This is a genomic window from Stieleria tagensis, from assembly GCF_024129865.1.
GTDB classification, from domain to species: domain Bacteria; phylum Planctomycetota; class Planctomycetia; order Pirellulales; family Pirellulaceae; genus Stieleria; species Stieleria tagensis.
Genome location: NZ_JAMYFE010000069.1, coordinates 106,431 through 125,724, shown reverse-complemented (window position 1 = coordinate 125,724; position 19,294 = coordinate 106,431). Strand labels below are relative to the sequence as shown.

General features: G+C 52.3%; 18 protein-coding genes. 14 read left to right on the top strand and 4 right to left on the bottom strand.

Translation table 11 applies throughout. The features are described from left to right. Positions 1-81: 81 nt before the first annotated feature. Both NHH03_RS17395 and NHH03_RS17390 read left to right on the top strand, forming a co-directional pair. A complete protein-coding gene (locus tag NHH03_RS17395) occupies positions 82-480 on the top strand; it encodes a GxxExxY protein (protein ID WP_253158260.1) in 399 nt (132 codons plus the stop codon). A 75-nt stretch (positions 481-555) separates the two neighbouring features. Next, positions 556-1,446 carry a M28 family peptidase gene (locus tag NHH03_RS17390; protein WP_253158259.1) on the top strand — a complete coding sequence of 297 codons (891 nt, stop codon included), beginning with the start codon at positions 556-558 and terminating at the stop codon, positions 1,444-1,446. A gap of 134 nt (positions 1,447-1,580) precedes the next feature. Here the strand turns inward: NHH03_RS17390 and NHH03_RS17385 are convergent, their stop codons facing one another. Continuing rightward, positions 1,581-1,838 carry a hypothetical protein gene (locus NHH03_RS17385; RefSeq protein ID WP_253158258.1) on the bottom strand — a complete coding sequence of 86 codons (258 nt, stop codon included), beginning with the start codon at positions 1,836-1,838 and terminating at the stop codon, positions 1,581-1,583. 12 nt (positions 1,839-1,850) lie between these two features. On the opposite strand from NHH03_RS17385, the gene NHH03_RS17380 reads away from it, so the two are divergent. The 10 genes from NHH03_RS17380 to NHH03_RS17335 all read left to right on the top strand — a co-directional run bounded on the left by NHH03_RS17380 (position 1,851) and on the right by NHH03_RS17335 (position 14,334). Next, on the top strand, positions 1,851-2,096 hold the full coding sequence (locus NHH03_RS17380) for a helix-turn-helix domain-containing protein (protein ID WP_253158257.1): 246 nt from the start codon (positions 1,851-1,853) through the stop codon (positions 2,094-2,096). Positions 2,097-2,257: 161 nt separating this feature from the next. Further along, positions 2,258-3,451 (top strand): cysteine desulfurase family protein, encoded by a 1,194-nt coding sequence (locus NHH03_RS17375; RefSeq protein ID WP_253158256.1) that lies wholly within the window; start codon positions 2,258-2,260, stop codon positions 3,449-3,451. A 46-nt stretch (positions 3,452-3,497) separates the two neighbouring features. Next, positions 3,498-4,349, top strand: coding sequence for a DUF4007 family protein (locus NHH03_RS17370; protein WP_253158255.1), 852 nt, complete (start codon positions 3,498-3,500; stop codon positions 4,347-4,349). A 574-nt stretch (positions 4,350-4,923) separates the two neighbouring features. Next, positions 4,924-7,665, top strand: coding sequence for a hypothetical protein (locus NHH03_RS17365; RefSeq protein ID WP_253158254.1), 2,742 nt, complete (start codon positions 4,924-4,926; stop codon positions 7,663-7,665). Next, on the top strand, positions 7,649-8,464 hold the full coding sequence (locus NHH03_RS17360) for a phosphoadenosine phosphosulfate reductase domain-containing protein (RefSeq protein WP_253158253.1): 816 nt from the start codon (positions 7,649-7,651) through the stop codon (positions 8,462-8,464). The genes NHH03_RS17365 and NHH03_RS17360 overlap by 17 nt, the downstream gene beginning before the upstream one ends. Positions 8,465-8,497: 33 nt before the next feature. Beyond that, on the top strand, positions 8,498-8,938 hold the full coding sequence (locus NHH03_RS17355; protein ID WP_253158252.1) for a YkvA family protein: 441 nt from the start codon (positions 8,498-8,500) through the stop codon (positions 8,936-8,938). After that, on the top strand, positions 8,935-10,764 hold the full coding sequence (locus NHH03_RS17350; protein WP_253158251.1) for a DNA sulfur modification protein DndB: 1,830 nt from the start codon (positions 8,935-8,937) through the stop codon (positions 10,762-10,764). Before NHH03_RS17355 ends, NHH03_RS17350 begins: the two co-directional genes overlap by 4 nt. A gap of 157 nt (positions 10,765-10,921) precedes the next feature. Then, complete coding sequence (locus tag NHH03_RS17345) at positions 10,922-11,221, top strand: hypothetical protein (RefSeq protein ID WP_253158250.1); 300 nt, start codon at positions 10,922-10,924, stop codon at positions 11,219-11,221. Between the two features lie 23 nt (positions 11,222-11,244). Next, positions 11,245-12,633, top strand: coding sequence for a DNA sulfur modification protein DndB (locus NHH03_RS17340; protein WP_253158249.1), 1,389 nt, complete (start codon positions 11,245-11,247; stop codon positions 12,631-12,633). A gap of 6 nt (positions 12,634-12,639) precedes the next feature. Next, positions 12,640-14,334, top strand: a complete 1,695-nt coding sequence (locus NHH03_RS17335) for a DEAD/DEAH box helicase (RefSeq protein ID WP_253158248.1) — start codon at positions 12,640-12,642, stop codon at positions 14,332-14,334. Here the strand turns inward: NHH03_RS17335 and NHH03_RS17330 are convergent. Next, on the bottom strand, positions 14,331-15,788 hold the full coding sequence (locus tag NHH03_RS17330) for a DNA phosphorothioation-associated putative methyltransferase (protein WP_315861462.1): 1,458 nt from the start codon (positions 15,786-15,788) through the stop codon (positions 14,331-14,333). The genes NHH03_RS17335 and NHH03_RS17330 overlap by 4 nt on opposite strands. 123 nt (positions 15,789-15,911) lie before the next feature. Here NHH03_RS17330 and NHH03_RS17325 point away from each other — a divergent pair, with 123 nt between their 5' ends. Both NHH03_RS17325 and NHH03_RS17320 read left to right on the top strand, forming a co-directional pair. Beyond that, positions 15,912-16,205, top strand: a complete 294-nt coding sequence (locus NHH03_RS17325; protein ID WP_253158247.1) for a hypothetical protein — start codon at positions 15,912-15,914, stop codon at positions 16,203-16,205. Beyond that, positions 16,198-16,803, top strand: coding sequence for a hypothetical protein (locus NHH03_RS17320; RefSeq protein WP_253158246.1), 606 nt, complete (start codon positions 16,198-16,200; stop codon positions 16,801-16,803). Before NHH03_RS17325 ends, NHH03_RS17320 begins: the two co-directional genes overlap by 8 nt. A gap of 28 nt (positions 16,804-16,831) precedes the next feature. Here NHH03_RS17320 and NHH03_RS17315 read toward each other — a convergent pair whose 3' ends face one another. Together NHH03_RS17315 and NHH03_RS17310 are read right to left on the bottom strand one after the other, a co-directional pair. Next, a complete protein-coding gene (locus NHH03_RS17315) occupies positions 16,832-17,800 on the bottom strand; it encodes a hypothetical protein (RefSeq protein WP_253158245.1) in 969 nt (322 codons plus the stop codon). A 433-nt stretch (positions 17,801-18,233) separates the two neighbouring features. Beyond that, positions 18,234-19,280: a hypothetical protein gene (locus tag NHH03_RS17310; protein ID WP_253158244.1), complete on the bottom strand. Its 1,047-nt coding sequence runs from the start codon at positions 19,278-19,280 to the stop codon at positions 18,234-18,236. Positions 19,281-19,294 lie beyond the last annotated feature (14 nt).

The following is a 19,294-nucleotide window of genomic DNA, read 5'->3' as shown; positions in this document are numbered from 1 at the left end:
GAAACGCGGAGTGGCGGAGGTGCGGAGCATCGCGGAGAATGGGTGGTGTGACCGGCAGGAGTTCAGGAGGGGGATAGAGAAATGACGGAAAATGAGTTGACCGATGCAATTATTGGTGCCGCGATTGAGGTGCATCGCAGGCTCGGACCAGGTTTATTGGAGTCGGTGTATCGTCGATGTCTTGCGTATGAGCTTCGAAAACGAGGGTTCTCAGTCGTCGAAGAGAAGCCGGTCGCCCTCGACTACGACGATTTGCATGACCCGTGTGCGTTTCGCGCTGACTTGCTCGTCGAAGAATTGATCGTCGTCGAGCTGAAAGCCAAGTCAGCCATCCATCCAATCGACAAGGCACAAACCCTTTCTCACCTTCGCCTGATGAACCTGAATGTTGGTTTGCTTCTCAATTTCCATGAAGCGAAACTTGTTGATGGCCTCCATCGAATCGTAAACAACTATCACGGCCCACGAGTTTCCGAATAGTCGCCCCTTCCGCAGCAAATTTTCCTCCGCGATTCTCCGCTCCTCCGCAACTCCGCGTTAAATTCCCCTGTAACGATGCCCATCGCCCGCGATACGATCGAGAGGAATCTGCGACTGCATGTCGATCGGCTTGCGGGATTGATCGGTCCGCGCACCTTGAGCAAGCCGAAAACGATTCAGGCCACGATCGGCTACATCGAAGGTCAGTGGTCCGAAATGGGATGCAGTCATTCGCGGGAATGCTACGACGCCATGGGTGATGAGGCGACGAACCTGATCATGGAGCGTCCCGGTACCAAACGAGCCAATGAGATCGTTTTGCTCGGCGCTCACTACGACACTGTCTTCAGCACACCCGGTGCCGATGACAATGCCTCCGCCGTCGCCGTAATGATCGAAGTCAGCCGATTGCTGCGCGAGCACACCGGAAAACGAACCGCCCGATTCGTCGCGTTCGCATGCGAGGAGCCGCCGTATTTCAACATGGATTCGATGGGCAGCCAGCACCACGCCCGTCTTTCACGACAGCGCGGCGACAACATCGTCGGGATGCTGTGCCTGGAGATGGTCGGTTACTACAGTCATGCGAAGGGCTCGCAGACGGTGCCGCCCGGAATTCCAAAATGGATGCACCGATTTTTCCCACAACGCGGCAACTTTCTGGCAGCCGTTGGCAACATGCCATCCTGGAAGTTGTGCTGGAGATTCCGGCGAGGCTTCAAACGTGGCACGCGCCGCATGCCCCTATTTTCGATCTGCCTACCCGAAAAGATCCACGAGATTCGTCTCAGCGACAACAGCTCATTCTGGGACCAAGGCTATCCCGCCCTGATGCTCACCGACACCAGTTTCTTGCGCAATCCAAACTACCACCAAGCCACCGACACGCCAGACACGCTCGACTATCCCAGGATGACCGAAGTCACCCTCGGCGTCGCATCCGCGATGCGTAAACTGCTCGGCTAAACCTCAACGATAAAACCGTTATTCTTGAGTTTGCCGGCAAGATCGCAAGATGCGCGAACTGGGTTGTACCGCGGGTGAACATCACCGGCCAAGTGATCCACAACGGCGAAACGATCGTCTACGCATCATCACTCTCAGCCAGAAGTGGCGTCGGCAAGAGCCAAGAATGGACGCGAGCCGAACCGTTCGCAATTAGTTTGAACCATTCGCTTATAGCCGAAACGCCCGCGAAGGCGTAATCCTTCTTGGGCGTTTTTTCTAAGAGCAAGAACTGTGGCCATCTCTCGCTCGACATTGAGCATGTACCCGAGCGGCAATCCTGTCGGGGTGTTGACCTGAAATTCAATTGCTTGCAAAATACCTCGCAGTTGATATAGCATCTGCAAGTACATGCGAGGTACTCGATGGTCGCGACAAAGTCGAACGAGATTGGACGGCTGGTCAAAATGGTTCGCCTGCAGCTTGGCCTTAGCCAGGAAAAGCTGGCTGCCGAGCTGGGCGTGACTTTCTCGACGGTGAATCGCTGGGAGAACAGCAAGGTTAAACCCTCACCGCTTGCGCTTAAACAGCTAGAGAATTTGGTTGTCGGGCTTGGGGCAGATGGCAAGAGCTTACGGGAGGAGTTTTTTACGGTCGAGCAGAAACGCTGAGGAAAGGATTTGGACCAAACGTGTCAAGTTTCAACTGTTCAATTACGAATGGCGGATACTCAGTTTACGAAATCAAGCGTTTCGGGTGTCGCAAATCAATCGGGCAATAAATAAATCGCCCAAACACCAGCAAAGAATCCACAACCAAGGATGGAATTCCAGTGAACCCTGAAATTTATCTCGACAACAACGCCACGACGCACCTTTCGGGTGCCGTGGGTGAAGCCGTGAAGACGGCGGTCGAGGAGAATTTCGGGAACCCGTCGAGCGAGCATCGGTCTGGGGAGAAGGCCCGACGGACGATTGTCGAGTCACGCGACGCAATCGCTAGTTTGCTCGGCGTGTCCGCCGATCGTTTGCTTTTTGGCAGCGGAGCGACCGAACTTAACTACTGGGTGTTGAGCGACGTTGTGCGAAGTCGCGGCAACGCCCATTTGGTGACGACGCAGGTCGAGCATTCCTGCGTGCTTGAAACTGCCAATGCTCTCGAAGCGAATGGCGTCCGTGTTACGAGGTTGCCGGTTGATCGTAAGGGACGAATCGACCTCGAGCAGCTTGTGCAATCTATGGACAACGAGACTTCATTGGTTTCGGTCCAATGGGTCAACAACGAAACAGGAGTCATCCAGCCCATTCGTGAGATCGCAGATGTCTGCGATAGCTTTGGCGTCCCGTTCCATTGCGATGCGGCCCAAGCAATCGGCAAAGTTGAAGTTGACTTCGATCGGATTGGCATCGACTTCCTCACGACATCGGCTCACAAGATGCACGGACCAACTGGTATCGGCGCTTTGTGCGTCAAAGACCGCCGTTCGCTTGGTCCAATGTTACGAGGTGGCAGCCAGGAACACGGCTTGCGGCCGGGGACGGAGAATCTGCTCGGTATCATCGGTTTCGGAGCAGCAGCCAGCGAACGCGAGGGCTCTCTCAGCTATGTGATTTCGAGTATTGCCAAACTTCGCGATCACTTTGAAGCGATGATTTCCGAATCGCTGCCTCGTGTCGTGATCAACGGCAGGACTGAACATCGAGTTTGCAACTCCACTAACCTGATGTTTCCCGGCCTCGACGGCGCGGCGATTGTCGCGTTGCTCGATCGCAATGGCGTCCGCTGCTCGCAAAGTTCCGCCTGCACAAGCAGCAGGCCGGAACCTTCATATGTCCTTCGTGCGATGGGACTGAGCGAAGAAGAAGCATTCGCGAGCGTGCGTTTCAGCTTCTCAAATCAGAACACAATGGCCGAAGTGGAGAGGGCAGCATCCAAGCTGATTTCGACCGTCGGTCGCTTGTCGGGTTTCGCACCACGACAGACGGAAACGGACAACCTGCAAGGAGCGTTCAAGCATGAGGTTTAGTGGTCACGAAACGTTTCCCGTTCGCGAAGGATGGCTTCATAAAGGAATGAAGCTGGTCTGCGAGTCGCCTGAGCAGTTCCTTGACGAGGAAGTTGCTGACTACTTAGGTGTTGGCCGCAACATGGCCAAGTCGATTCGCCATTGGTTGATGGTCACAGGCTTAGCCGAAGTTGCCAGCATCGAATCGCGCGGGCGTGCGACACTATTGCAACCAACCGAACTCGGTCAACTCGTTTGGCGGTACGATCCCTTCTTTCTTGACCAGGGAACGTGGTGGATATTGCACGCCAATTTGGTCAATAACTTTAATGCGACAACGACCTGGTCATGGTTCTTCAACAACTTTACCCACGACCGATTCGATCGAGCTGTTTGCCTGGAGTCGCTTCGTCGCTTCATCGAGTCGTCTCAGAAACGCGTCCCTAGCACGTCGACACTCTCTCGTGACCTCGGCTGCATGCTGCTCAGCTACGCACGTGCGGTTCCGGCTGGCAACGACGATCCCGAAGACGGTGCCGACTGTCCGTTCCGTGAACTCGGGTTGCTGAGCTACTACCGAACGTCCGGCTATTTTCACATTCATCAAGCGGCCAAGCAAATCCCAGCCAACGTGTTCGGATATGTGATGTCGATGGCGTTTCCGGAAGCCATGCGAGAGTCGAGAACGACTGACGTCAAACTGCAAGAAGCCGCCCGTAAATCGAGTGGTCCCGGACGGGTGTTCTGCTTGAACGGAGAGACGCTCTTTGAAACGGTGTCGCAAATCGAACAACGATCGGACGACTTCATACAAATCGCCGGCATGGCGGGCGACCGAACGATCCGGCTTCATTGCATGCCGACCGATGAATGGGCAACGCTGTTCTTCGAAACAAGAGAGGAGGTTGCCCATGTCTAAAACGCGAGCCAAAAAAGCCACACCTAGCGTCGACGCCGAACTATTTTTGCGGTCGATCAACATTGCCTTCGACGCGGATCACCCAGAACGGATCAGCCACTTCCGGCCGACCGCGAAGTGTGCGCCTCTGATCCGAGCATTGCTCGGTAACGAAGAACAACGTGCATTCTTTTTGGTCGCGCCGTACGGCTCGGGCAAGTCGCTGACAGCGGCCTATGCCGGGCATCTTGTTGAAAACAGTAAGTCGTCGGGCGAGGTGCGTCTGGAAATTAACCGACGCCTCGAAGTTGTCAGTCCCGAGTTGGCCGACTTCGCCAAACGGCGCAGGGCGAGCGTCAAACAAAAAGGGCTTGCGCTATGTCTCCATGGCCATCTTACAAGCGTCGGTACGCAACTGCGACTAGCGGCAGCCGATTCGCTCAAACGAATTGGGGTTCGCCGTTGGACAAAGCTTCGCAATTCAAAAGAAAACGATGTTGCCGAAGTCATCAAGCTGATTCGTGGCATCTGTGACGAAACAGGCTGCGATCGAATCACGATCGTTTGGGACGAATTCGGACGCCACCTTGAAGCGTTGGTTGCGGAAGGCCGCGGCGATGAACTTGCCGAGATCCAATTGCTTGCCGAAATAGCGTCACGGACAAAGGCGTTTCCGATCACGTTCTGCGCCATCTTGCACCAAGGTTTGTCGCACTATGCGTCCGGACTCCCGCAAGCGATTCGTTCTAACTGGAAGAAGATCGAAGGGCGTTTTGAAACAATTCAGTACGTCGACGACAGTAAGGAGATTTACCGGCTCGTTGGCGAGGTCCTTCAATCGAGGCGACCAGACGGGACCACTAGTAAGACAAAGCAGTCGATCGCGAAAAAATGTCTATCGCTCGGGTTGTTCTCCGACTTTAAGATTCGCGACCTTTCAACGCTGCTGATGTCGGCCTATCCGATGGAGCCTGCTGCCCTTTATTTGCTGCCGCGAGTGTCCGCGCGAGTGGCGCAGAACGAGCGAACGCTGTTCAGTTTCCTTTACAACTGCGATTTGTCCGGCCCAGTCCGTGTCAGCGACCTCTACGATTTCTTTGCACCAGCGATGCGAGCTGATACCGCAGTCGGTGGAACCTATCGGCAATGGCTAGAAACCGAGAGTGCTATCTCAAAGATTCCCGACGATGAAGGCGCGGTCAGTGCCCTAAAAACTGCTTGTCTGCTTGGCCTCGGGACAAGCGGCGCGAGATCGCGAACGACGGTTCAATTGATGAAGTTCGCCGTCGACGGCTACAAACCTAAGCAAGCCGACAAGACCCTGCGAGATCTCTTCGGTAGAAAACTCTTGTTGCACCGTGTCCACAACGATGACGTTTCGGTTTGGCACGGCACCGACCTTGATCTACGCGGTCGGCTTGATGAAGAGCGTGCCAAGCTTGGCACCGACTTTGACCTAGTCACGCTCCTGAACAGGGAAGCTTCGCCGCCGGTGTGGAAGCCCGTTGAATACAATGACACCCACTGCATTCGTCGCTTTTTGCCCGGATCCTACCTGAACAAAGATCAATTCAATGGTATCGAATCTTGGGCGTTGACCTCTATCGGTCACGACAGCGACGGTCACATCGCTTACCTTCTTGCCGATACAGAGGACGATCTTGCTGCTGCCGAAAGAGTTGCAGCCAAAACTAAGTCGGAGGAACGGCTTGTTTTTGCGGTTCCATGCGAGCCGCTTCCATTGCGAGACGCAGCCATCGAAGTCAGGGCTTTGCAACGAATGCAGCAAGACAACGAATTGGTTGAGTCCGATCCGATCGCGTTGTCTGAACTGCAGCAAATGACCGACGATGCCTTGGAGCATCTTCAAAAGCTGATTGACCGACTCGTGACTCCGTCGAGTTCGGGAGCAAAATGGTTCCATGCCGGCAAGCAGATCGACGCTTCAAATTCCCGTCAGTTGCGAAATTCGCTGTCAGAGATCATGGCAAGCGTCTTCTCAAAGACGCCCATGATCAACAACGAAATGATCAATCGGCGGAAGCCGTCGCCCGCCCTGGTCAACGCTCGCAAGAAGCTAACGATGGCCATACTGGAACGGCACGGCCGTCAACGACTCGGACTAGAAGGTTTCTTCCCTGATCGCTCGATGTTCAATACCGTTCTTTTACACACGGGGCTTTATCGTAAGGATGACGCTTCCGACCGCTGGAGTTATGTCCACGAAAAGTCCCTCAAAGATCCTGGCATGAAAGCGGTATGGGGAGCGTTCCGGAAATTCTTGACCGAGGCGTCAGAGCGGCCGGCAACATTCAAAGCCCTCTTTGACAAGCTTCAATCGCCACCGTTCGGTTTGCGTCTCGGCGTGATGCCGATCTTGCTTGCCGCAGCCCTCCGCGCGTTCCCGAGCGCGATCTCGTTGATGCACAAGGGGAAATATCTCAACGACGTTCTGCCGTCGGACATCGAGAACATTTGTAAGTTCCCTAAAGAGTACCAGATCCTCGTTCTCGACATTGACACATCCAAACAGAAGCTGCTTCGTGGCCTCTACAAGCACTTCAGCAAAGTCGCCAATTACGAAATCGAAGAAAATGATCTTGTCCGGCACTGCTTCGACGCATTGGAAGCTTGGAAACATCAGCTCCCGCCTGCCGCTTTCACTACTGGTCGTCTGTCAAAGGATACGGATGCTTTCCGAGCAACCATCACTCGGGTGAACGATCCGGTTCAGTTGTTTTTCACAGAGTTGCCAAGAGCGTTGTCCAAGTCGGTGGACAAACCGAAGTCACTAATCAACGCAATCCAGCGTTGTGTTGATGAACTCGAAAACGTTGCTTCGTCATACACCGATCAAGCGAGTGAGATTGTCCGAGCTTCGCTAACGGTTGGCAGCGATCCCGGAGAAAACGTGAGCGTCCGGGTAATCGCAAAACAATGGGCAAGTTATTTCCCCGGTCAGTTCACTGAAAAACTGAGCGACGGCGTTGCAAAAGGACTATTATCGCGAATGTCGCTCGACTATGAATCCGACTCGTTGTTGATCGATTCGTTGGCGAGCTTATTAGTCAAGAAATCGGTGCGGCGGTGGGACGACAGCATGGCTGCAGCGTTTGACCGTGAGTTCACCGCATACGTCAGCAAGATTGAGAATTCGGCCCGGACCTTCCCGGCACCCACACCTCAGCTCCAAGAAGGGCTTTCTCGATTAGTTCTTGGCCGTATGCAAGAACTGTACAATCAGCTTTCTGATCTAGTTGGCGAAGACGACGCGAAAGCAATGCTGGAACAAATTAACTCGATGACAGGAGCAAAACGCGATGGCGTCCCTCAATGATGCACTCGAAAGCGTTCGCGACGAAAGCGATCAAACGCTCCATGTCGTCAATATTTCCGGCGGCAAAGATTCTGCGGCGCTCGCGGTTTACATCCGAACAAAGTATCCGGAAATCCACGCATGTGCTGAGTACGTTTTTTGCGATACCGATTGCGAACTTGAGGAGACATACGAGTACCTCGAAACACTCGAGGACTACCTAGGAAAATCAATTCGTCGTCTCAATGCAATCACGCTGCTCGATATCCGCAACAAGCCGGACCGCAACCCCTTTGACATCATCTTGAAGGAAAAGTTTGGCGGCTATCTGCCAAGCCCACGAAGCCGTTGGTGTACTCGAGCACTGAAGATCGAACCGTTCGAGGACTTTATCGGTCAACGCCAAGCATACAGCTACATCGGGATTCGTGCTGATGAGAACCGTGATGGCTACGTCGCGAAAAAGCCACCGTCGCTGTCAAATATGCAAAACATCATCCCTGTCTATCCATTCAAAGATGACGGCATGGGACTGGTAGACATTAAAATGCTGCTTGAAAGCAACGGCGTCGGACTACCTAGTTATTATGAATGGCGATCTCGTTCTGGTTGCTACTTCTGCTTCTATCAGCAGATTGGCGAGTGGCAGCGTCTGAAGAAGAACCACCCCGATCTGTTCGACAAGGCTAAGGAATACGAACGCCTTTCGGATGGGTTCACGTGGTGTGAGGGCAGAACGCTCGACGAAATCGCAGAATTGCCAGAGCAGCCATTGCCGATTCTTGACGAATCACAGGGTTGTGCAATCTGCCACCTATAAGCCCAACGCAGTTATAGACAACAGGCTCTCCCAATGGAAAAAATCAAAATCCCATTCGTGGTTACGCGCGAAGAACGAGCACAGATTAGGGAAGCGTATCTGTCCGGGATCGAATCCGCTGACGCGGAGAAGTTGAACTACATCGTTGAAAATCTTCCCAAGGTTCTGCGACGTTTGAAAAAATCGGATGAAGCTTGGCACGTTCAAATTGCTGATGTTGCCGAGCGTTTTCGAACCCTACTTCACCGGAGGTCAGGTGTAGCCGCGGTTGGCCGTCGCGAACTTGTCGCAGCGCTCTACTATCTCTGTCACCCATTCGAGGTGATACCTGATTACGTGCCGGGGCGAGGGTACGCTGACGATGCTCTAGTCCTCAATACATGCATGAGTCGTCTACGCCAACGTGGAATCAAGCTCGAGGAACCTTCGCGGGACCAACCGCTTCCTAAAAGTCTGGAACAGCAAGCTGAATGATTCCGCCAACAAAACACAAGCAAGTTTACGACGAGCAGATCCGCGGGGTATTCGGCACTTTCGGTGCTGGGATGGGGATACGCGTCTGCTTCCTCCAGGCAGCCCTCGAAGCTAACGAGCTTGGAAAAATCCAACTTGTAAGTGAAATACCTGGATCTGACCGTTGGCCGGTTCGAGACCTTTTCCAACGTGATGTCGACACCAAGCGTGTCGAGTCGAGCATACTTCCTTGGCTACAAGATCATAACAAGGTCAAGTTTTTTAATCCATTGACGCTGACTCTGGTTCCAGTCGATTCCGGTAGCAATCGCATTTTGGCTGAAGTGCCCAACCTGGCGAATTCGGAACTTGAAGATGACTTGGGTAGATGGAGTGTTCTTGAACGCCAGGGACTATACCGATTCCGCCACCTTACGAGCAAAGCTGGAAGTCACCGTGAATATGGCCTAGTCGAATGGAACAGTCGGAATGTTCGTTTAGTCGCGATCGACGGGCAGCATCGTCTCTCCGCGTTAAAACGGTATTTGAGCGATCAGAGCGGACCAGGTTTTGATGGATTTTTGGAATGGCATATTCCGGTTGTCGTTAGCGGACTTGATTGCGACGAACCAGTGCAGGCGTCAATACTCGATGTGGTGCGTAATATGTTTGTCTACATCAATACGCAAGCGAGAACTCCATCGCGTTCCCGCCAAATCCTGCTTAACGACGAAGACATTAACTACGTATGCGTTCAAGAGCTCCTGCAGTATTCACATGAAAACGATACCGTTGAGGACGTCGAGCAACGGGTGCAATCGCGTGTTCCGCTACTTTTCTACGACTGGCGAGGTGCTACGGAGAACGGGCGAGAGATGCCTTCACCTGCATCCTTGAAGTCGGTTACGGAAATTGCTGAGTGGTTTAAGTCCTATATTTTGGGCGAGAATATTGATGAGAACTTGGCCAATGTTTTCGGAATCGGCGGTAAGCACCCACTCTTTTCAGCCTTCGCGAGTGGAGAGTTGGCTTCGGGGCAAACGGAGCTTGTGCGCGAGAGGTTTCGCGAGTGGGTTCTTCCAGGAATCGCATACCTCCTCGAAAATTTTCGGCCGTATTCGAGATACATTGCTGCAGTGCGAAAGGCGGAAATTGCGTGGAGCAACAAAAATGATGTATACCGACACGCATTGTCTCAGCTTCGATTTGGATCTCATCGTGGTGGGGAATCTGTTCAGCTTCAGGTGGTTAAAGCGTACGATGAAGTCGTTCATGAACTTGTGGATTTGAAACATGAAATACCCAACATGCTCCAGCTCGACATTGGAATGCGCGGTGTTATTTATGCGTTTGGGTATCTCAAAGAGTGGTATGATGAGTGGACTGAAGGAGGCGAAACATCCTCTTGGTTGGATTATTCCAAATGGTTTACACGTCATCTCAACGTGATGTATCAGCAAGACTGGTTCTCCAAGAAGGGAAACGCACTTCGCTTGCATGTAACTCGGAATGCGGCCGACAACATCGTCAACCATAAGATTGGAGATGCTCAGAAGGCTCTCGGTCCGTTTGTGTGTACCGTGGTTTGCCGCAATGCATTCGCTGCAAAAGACGCAATCACCGATGAGAACGAGTGGAATGAGGTTTGGGAGACATTTTCTGAAAGTGCGTTGTTCGCAACTCTCCGATCCGGCTACCAAAAGCAACACGCCGCCGACTTCCGGACTCAGAACGTCGACTGGTCTGCCAGCAAGGTGAAAGAAGAATCAAAAAAGCAAGGCAATAAGTCTGCGCACGCTCATTTGAAGCGTTTTCTTAACACGCTTGAAAAGATCAAGGTGAGCTGAGTTGCGATACGGCTGGAATCTTGATCCAGAGTGCTGGAAGTTGCTCGCCATCTTGGTCGCTGATCTGACCTGGAAAAGCGTGCCGTTTGACAAAATTCATTCGAGCGTAGTTCCAAAATCGTCAGGAGTCTATCTCATATGTGCGAACACCCCGGTTGTGAAACAACCACCATTTAACCAGTTTTTTAACGTTCTCTACGCGGGTCTTTCAGCCACGAGTATTCAAGCGAGGTTCGTCAAGCATTGCCAAATGCCGGATGAAGGAATCCAAAACGCGAAAAGCTGCTACGGCTTTGTGACGAATCAAATGACGTTCTACTTTGCGCTAGCTTCTGCGGTCGAGGTTGCAGATCTTGAAAATCGACTGATCGACTGCTTTGGCCCATCCTGTAACAAACAAGCTGGGATTTCTCCGGTGATCACTGCGGTGGTCGGCGAAGGAAAACCGGCGGGCTAAATCAACTATTAGGGAGACATCAAATGAAACTATTTCCATCGATCCAGGGTACCGTCGGAACCTGGCGCTACTACAGCACGAAGATGACGGCTGCTGACCTTGCTTCTCAGGTGAAATTCGCCTCTGAAGTCTGGGAAAGCAAGGCGCTCGACTTGTGGATCCAGCGTGCTCTGAACGACTCGCGAGCAAAAAAGGATATTAGTGCTTATCTGGCAAGACACGAGGATCGTTTTTTTAATTCAATCGTTGTTGCGGCCATCGAAGGCAATCCAAAGTTCTTTTCAGTTTCAATCGCGGATGACCCTCAGTTTGCGTTGATCGCCGACGATCGAATGAACAGCTCATTTGGCGTTCTCCGATTCGATGGAACGCAGAAGTACTACGCGTTGGATGGGCAGCACCGGTTGAAGGCGATCAAAGCACTGATTGAGAACGAAACCGAGTTCGTTGCTCCGCAAGGCTTTGAAGATGAAGAATTCTCCGTGATCATCGTGGTCCAAAAGGCAGACGAATCACGAGATGAATTCATGAAGAAGTATCGACGATTATTTTCGCACTTGAATCGCCATGCGAAGCCAATGGATAAGGCGACCACCATTATCATGGAGGAAGATGATGCATTCGCGATTTGTACCCGGCGGTTGATTCAGGAACACTCTTTTTTCTCATGGGCCGATGGCGAGTCAACAAGAGTGCGCTGCCAGGGAACGGAGAGCATGTCGGTGAACGAGTCCTACTTCACCAACATCATCACGCTTTACGAGATGACTATTGATCTGCTTTCGACGCCCTCAAGGCAAAACTCCGACGAATGGGGGGACCGAGGCAAGAAATACAAAGCCATTAGGCCCACAGATGATGTGCTGGACTCTCTATACGACGAGCTGGTGACATATTGGGATGCAATACTAGACGAATTCTCCGTGTTCTATACTGAAACGCGTTTGATGCGAACCAACCTCGCCGAAGAGCACGACGTTGACAGTGAAATTTCCACAAACCACTTACTCTTTAGGCCGATTGGACAGGATCTGCTAGCCAAACTGATTCGTTGTCAATTGAATTCAAAAATGACGGATCCTGATGTGGTGTCGCCGCAAGAAATTAGATCCGCGTTGGCGGGTTTGGCAAAAGCTGAATGGCGGCTTTTCAATGCACCATGGCGTAACCTCTTCTTCGTCTACCAAAGCGAGGATAAGTGGAGAATGCGAAGCGAAGATAGGAAGAAAGTCCAAACCGAAGGGCTTCGGTTGATGCGTTGGATCGTTGGCTTAGATAGCTATGGCAATGAAGACGATCTAATTGATCAAATAAAGACGCCGTGGCGCGAACTGTTACTTAATGTGACCGACGATGAAGCTGATGAGATGTGGAGTGAGATCGAAGGCCAGGCATTCTCGTTTCGGAGTTAGATTAGTTTGTCAAGTGTTATCAGCACGGCCGGTATCGAAATTGACGGCAGTCAATTGGAGATCCGCGCGCAAACCACGACAGAAAATCAATTGTCCTTAACGTTACGAGGAGGTTCGTTTGGGAGTTTCGACAACGACTTGCGGTTAAGCCAACCGTTCCGATCGCAAATAAATGGCGAAAGGCTCGAACGCGTCGTCAGGACTCTGCTTTCACATGACTTCCTGCTATCAAAGAAGCTCAAACGCGGAGGAGAACTTGAGTTTTTGATTGAAGCGAGTTCAAATCGCAAGACCCAACGCTTGGAAGCAGTTGTGTCTCTAAATCAAGAATCGGCCGTATCATCCAAGCCTAGCGAGAGGATTTTGCCTTGGATTCTGCAACAAGCAGATACTTCTGACCTTTATCCTTTTCAACGAGATGGAGTCGATTGGTTGCTTTCATCGGATAGCCGTCTCTTGGCCGATGACATGGGACTCGGAAAGACCGTCCAAGCAATCTTCGGTGTTCGACATGGATTCAGTGAACGACTTTTCAAAACAGTCTTGATTCTTTGTCCAAAATCTCTGGTTTTGAATTGGCTTGCAGAGTTTCGCAAATGGGCTCCTGAGCTTATTTCACTAGCCATTTCACCTCCAGCCAAAAATTCTACGGCAGTTTGGGACCGGTCAGTCGACAACACGCACGTCGTAATAACGAACTATGAGCAGATCCGTGAGCTAGGAGCTGCTTTGGAGGATCGTCAGTTCGACCTGGTTGTTGCGGATGAGGCACACCGTTTACGAAATGCTACGTCCCAGGTAGTGCAAGGATTCAAGTTTATCAGGCGTATGCGATTCTGGGCGTTGACAGGCACGCCGATTGAGCGGGATTTGAAAGACCTAGCTACTCTTATGTCGTTGCTAGATGAGAAGCGATTTTCGATTGCTGATGCTCGAACTGCTGGTGCAGCATTGCGAGAGAAAGCTAAGCCATACATTCTGAGACGAACAAAGTTGGCGGTTTTATCGGACCTTCCCGAGGTTGTAACTCGAATCGAACCGCTAGAGCTGCTAGATAATCAACGTAAAACCTACAAAACTGTCCAGTCTGGCATTGGGTGTAATGGCGAGCAATTGAAGAATCCACTTCACAAGCTTGGTGAGTTACGTCGCGTCTGTGACTATGACCCTGTATCCAAAACAAGCATTAAGCTCGATCGAATTCACGAGCAGCTGCTTGAGGTCCAATCGTTGGGAGAGAAGGCGATTATTTTCTCGTTCGTCTTGGAGCCGTTGGAGGTGCTGCTCGCAATGACTCAAAAAACGCTTGGAGCAATTATGATTCACGGCGGATTGGATGGCGACGAGCGAAATCAAGTGATTAAGCGATTCAAAACAGATCCAAATATCACAGCTCTGTACGCTTCAAGCAAGGTAGCAAGTGAGGGGCTGACGCTTGTCGAGGCAAACCACGTCTTTTTCATAAATCGGTGGTGGAATCCTTCGTCAAATGCTCAAGCTCGGGATCGAGTCAACCGCATTGGGCAAAAGCGATGTGTCTTCATCCATGAGTATGTTTGCGTTGGAACGGTTGAGGAGAGTATTCAACGTCTTTTGATGGCAAAGGGCAACATTTACGAAAACGTTATCGGCAAACTTGAAGAAACGCTTCTGAAGGATTCAAGTATCGCGGCTCATCTAGATGGAAAGAAGGCAGATTAGGTCGATTTGACTAAGCGATGTCCACGCATCGAAAGTCCTGCTTCACGCAACCGCATTGCCCAGACGCTTTCTAGCTCGCGAGCGTCGGGTTCCGGCAGCAAGCCATGTTTGCTCTCTTGCCGCGAAAGCGATTTAAACAATTTGGCTTTGGGATGTTCATCGTGCAGAAGTTCATCTTTGCGGAAGAGCAAAGGTGGATCTTGCCAATTAGAATAGTCAAACATGTCGATCGACAGAGTCGGTAGACTGACTTTGATTCGCTGGCGAAGCGGTGGATGTGGACGCTTCTCAAAGTCGGGATAGGAGATATAACTGACCTTTCCAGAGAAACGATGCAACTTGATGACATTGGCTTCGTCGATTTCACCGACGAGCGCTCGGGCGCAGCCTTCGTAGATCCGCAGCATCGGCTCAAGGTAGTCGAGCGAACTCCGATGAAGGATAAGAGCGTTGTCGACGAGTTGGCCGACCGTGGCCCGTTGGCAAGCCTGGTCGATCGCATCAGGATCACCGACTCGAAACAGCAATGCGTCGGCGCGACCACACGCAATCTTGTAGCCTCCAAGGAATGCCTTCACGTCGTGTTGAATGGTCACCGGCAGTTGGGAAAGCGGTGGACGCTTCTTGAATCGAGCCAAGGCAAGGTAGACCAGCAAATCTTCGGTTCGCTTCTGAGCGATTTCTTCCCATGGCGACTCATCTGTTACCTTTTGAACTAGCTTGAAGGCGCGTTTGAGCGATCCAAACCGCGCAATGATTTCACCGGTTTGCTCAAGCTCCTCCGGTGCGGGGATGCGGCCATATTGAGTCAAGCAATCCATAAACGGTTCGAGCACGTCTTGGTTTTGCTCGAACAAGACTTCCGAAATGCGTCGTCGTGGCACCGATATTCGTCGGTGGTAACGGTTGGCAATGAACTGTTGTTTTGTCTTTTCGTCCTTGAAGATGTAGAAGACGCCTGGGGCCGCTGAAATGGCGTCTTCGCCAAGTTCTGATTCGAGATATTCCCGAAGTTCATGTTGGTTGTAGTATTTCTGAAAGGTCTGACGTGAGGTAAGCACACCGTCCCCGAATTGTTCCAGTTCTTTATCAGGGGCAGCAAACTCAATTTGTGCTGCGACGGTCAGCAAACTGTCACAAAGGGACCATGCTTTGCGAAGTGCCTGTGACCGCTCGTTGATATCTTCAATTACGTTGAGGACGTAACTCAGATTGACGATCTCGGTCCGTGTGATGGCCGCGTCGGGGCGAAAACTCGGATCCCAGCCAGAGCATTCGATCTCCATGTCTTCGAGCAAGTCGAGATCGCGACCGTGCCCGCATCCGTAATCGAACATGGTTTTTGACTTATCGAGCAGACCGTCCCTGAGCATGCACTTCACGGGCAGCGAGAAGCTGGCTCGTTTGATTGCCGTCCGATGACGCTTGATTTTTACCGGCGTGTTCTCAATCACGACCGCTTTCCTATGTTAACCATGTGATGTCGCCAACTGCTTTGGACGAGCGTAAAATGATTGAAAGAGCAGTATTTTAGCGTGTATCAAGCAATGCGACGACATCACACATGAGCTAGCTTTATGAATCAAAACCGCAATCAAGCACTCCCTGATGGTATCACTCGATCGCAGTTGCTCACCGCTGCCGGCGAGTTTGACAAACTCGGCCTGCCTGTAGGCTACAAACCGTCGCATTCCTACGACGTCGAAATCGATGGAAAGCTCTACCCACCGCCGGCGATCGTCGCACTCGCGGCCAAGGCGCTAACGGGAGCACTTCCAGAGCCTGGTTTCCGGGCGGGAGTTGGGACGAAGTGTTTTCAGATACTGGAAGATGCCGGCTTCTCAATTCGGCGAAAGGTGAAAGATGACTAACTTGCCGAAACGCTCGAAGACGTTCGGTGTCGGCAAAGACATCGGCGGCGCGGTCTACGTACATCGTTCGTATATGGAGCTGCTTCCCCAAATCGTTTTGGAGTGCGCCCAAATCATTTCCCCAAAAACGGACTTTTCCGTCGTGAAGTATGCAGAGAAAGCAAAAACTGTTTCCTTCATTGACAGCCCGGACTTCGACGATGCTAGTGAGCCTCTGGTTGGCGACTTGGCAACCGTAACTTTCGGTGGAAAGGTGACGCGGCGGAAACGATTGTCAGATCCGTACATCTATCATCACAAATGGCTCTTTGTGAAAGACGATTACGCCGGATTCGACGTCGAAGAGAGCAAGCAACACTCGCTCACGTGGCTCGCTCTGGATGGGATCGACAAGAAGCGAATCGGAAGACGGAGCTACTGGCGGGCGCATGTCTTGCCGCGATTGTCACGAAGGAATGAAAGGTGGTTGACAAGCGCTGATATGGCATCACGCTTAGGTGTGAGTTCATGTGAACTTTCGCATCTTCGAACTGCTGGGAAACTTCCGTTCAAAAAGCGGGGTAATTCTTTTCTCTATCTGGTTTATGAAGATGACTGAGGTGTATCCGGCGGTGCGATCGAGCCCGTCAGTTATTTGCGAACGGTCCGGTTGCGTGCCATTTCATGGTTGAATTTGCAGGGGGACAGGTACCCCTGCGATGAATGAATTGGGTCGGTATTGTGGTAGTGCTCTTCGCAAATGGTTCTTGCCTAATCGTTTGCACGAACCGTTCGACGAAGGCGACGGTGTTCGGTGACCGGATGGCTGTACGCCGAGTCTCGATCTTGCGAATGGTGAATGCGGCGAGGAATGGTTGCGAGTACTTGCCATCGTTGTCGTGCATCAGGATTTTGCAGGGCAGTTTCTCTGATTCGGTGTGACGAATGAACTCTTCAGCTTGCTCAATCATCCACTCTTGGTCGGGCTTGTACGTCGCCGGCGTGATGAATACTCGACGAGTCTCGATGTGCAGAAATACGAGAACGAAGACGTCACGCAAACCGGTTTTCGAGACAATCTTCTTGGAAAAGAAATCGCATTGCCACATCGTGGCCGCGTGGCGTTTCAAAAACTCGTCCCAAGTGCCTGGTCCACGTTCCGGACCGGTTTCGTAGCCGTTGCGTTTCAGGATGTTCTTCACGGTGTTTCGAGTCACTGACTCGATGCCGAGTTTCTTGAGTTCGCCGAGGATCCGGGTGTAGCCCCAACCGGTGTCTTTGGCGAGTTTCAGAATCAACTTTTCGATGTCCGCCGCGGTTCTTGGCCGGCCCTTCTTCGGTTGCTGCTTCTTCTTGCCGGATTCTTCTCGGATCCATCGACGAATGGTTGAGGGATGCACGATCGTCGCCAGCTCGTTCAACGCCGAGCCAAGATTTCTGGCGAACCGGATCAGGCGATTTTTCTCACGCTGAGTCAGACTCAGTCGCTTCGGCAGTCGGCTTCGCAGGATCTGGTTTTCTGCTTTCAAATAGCTCACTTGCCGAGCCAATTCCTTGTCCGTGGACTTGGCGATCACGAGCATCAAAGAGGTATAGACGTTTCGGAAGCTCGCCATTGAGATTATGCTGTTTTCACGGGGAAAGTCGCGATCGGAGCGGACTTTTTGCACCCCGGGATCGGCCCTCCAAAGTAATTCGAACCCGCGCCGGTTCAACGTAGACGCATCGTTTCACCGTCACTCTTCAACCCGTCACACGCGGCCACCGTCATACCAAGTGTGACGCCCGTAAGCCGCGGACTCTTGCACGTTCGAACATTCGTAGCCGTGACATTTGTGCCGCTTTGACCCCAAACGGCCTCTGACTCAGTAAGCCATTTCCCCATCAGGATTTACGAAAAAGAGAAGTCCCGCGAAATCTCACGCTGGGGGTCCTGCACGGGGAGGTGCTGGGATGGCCCGCCACGGGAAGGCGAAGAGACAAAACGCCTCCCGATAAAAGCTGAGTATTCATCTTTGTGACGCATCCCTGATGGAACGATGATTCGCGTTAGAACACGCTTTCTCGTACTTGCCCTTGCTTGAGGCCCTTGCGATAGACGACTAGGTTGCCAGGCGTGACCGTCTCGTTTTCGGGTAAAGCGACGTCACCTTTTTCGCTGCTCATTTGAGTGATGCTCTTCAAGTTGCCCAAGACGGACGTGCCTTCGACGGCCGTCCCTGAATCGTCGTAGTAATCAAACCACGGTAAGCCCGCGGCGGTATAGGACTTGGCTGTCGGCGCCGGATGCGGTGGCACTGTCCCGGTAATCGATTGCCAAACCATCGAATTACACAAGTGCACGAAACACCGCCCACCGGCGTCCAGGTTCCAATCGTCCAGCTCAAACGGATCGTCAAAGATCTCCTGACGCATTCTTCCGCCGGGTGCGAGCGCCATATCAAATTCCGCTGACAGGCAGCAATGTATACCAGCATCGTCACCCTCCAAGAAAGCCGAGCCACGTGACCGTTTCACCTCGCTTACCTTGGGAAAACGTCGCTCAAAAATATCCCGCTTCATCGGATAGACAGCCAGTTGCAATCCGCCGTGTTCTGCTTTCCCAGTGATCTGCTCTTCGGCGGAGTAGCCGGCGCCGAGCGGCATCGCGACGAATTGTCGGATCAGGCCTTTTTCCACGACATAACCATCCAACCACGGTTGCTGAGGGGCGATCATGTAATTCTGTGGTTTACGTCTCAGGTCGTCCCTCCACGCTTCGCCACTGACCGCGCATTGCTTGCCGGTCGCGACCTTGATCGCGAAAGGATACGACTCCCCGCGGTCCTGGATCGTCGACGCGCTGAAGTTCAACCACATCGCTTCGGATTGGTACATCGGCAACATCACGCCACCGCGCTGCAGCCATTTCGACGGGACGTTCGCAGCATGGTCATCCACATGCCGCATGGGGAACGCACCCAGTCCCGGTGGCAGCGGGTAGGTCCGATCGTCATCCGGTATGCGAAGCGTTCGCTGGAACTCGATTCGAAGCGTCGCCTGTGGATGAACTTCGGGAAAGGAGAATGTCAGTGCATCGCGTTCTAACTCGATCATTTGTGTCACCCGTG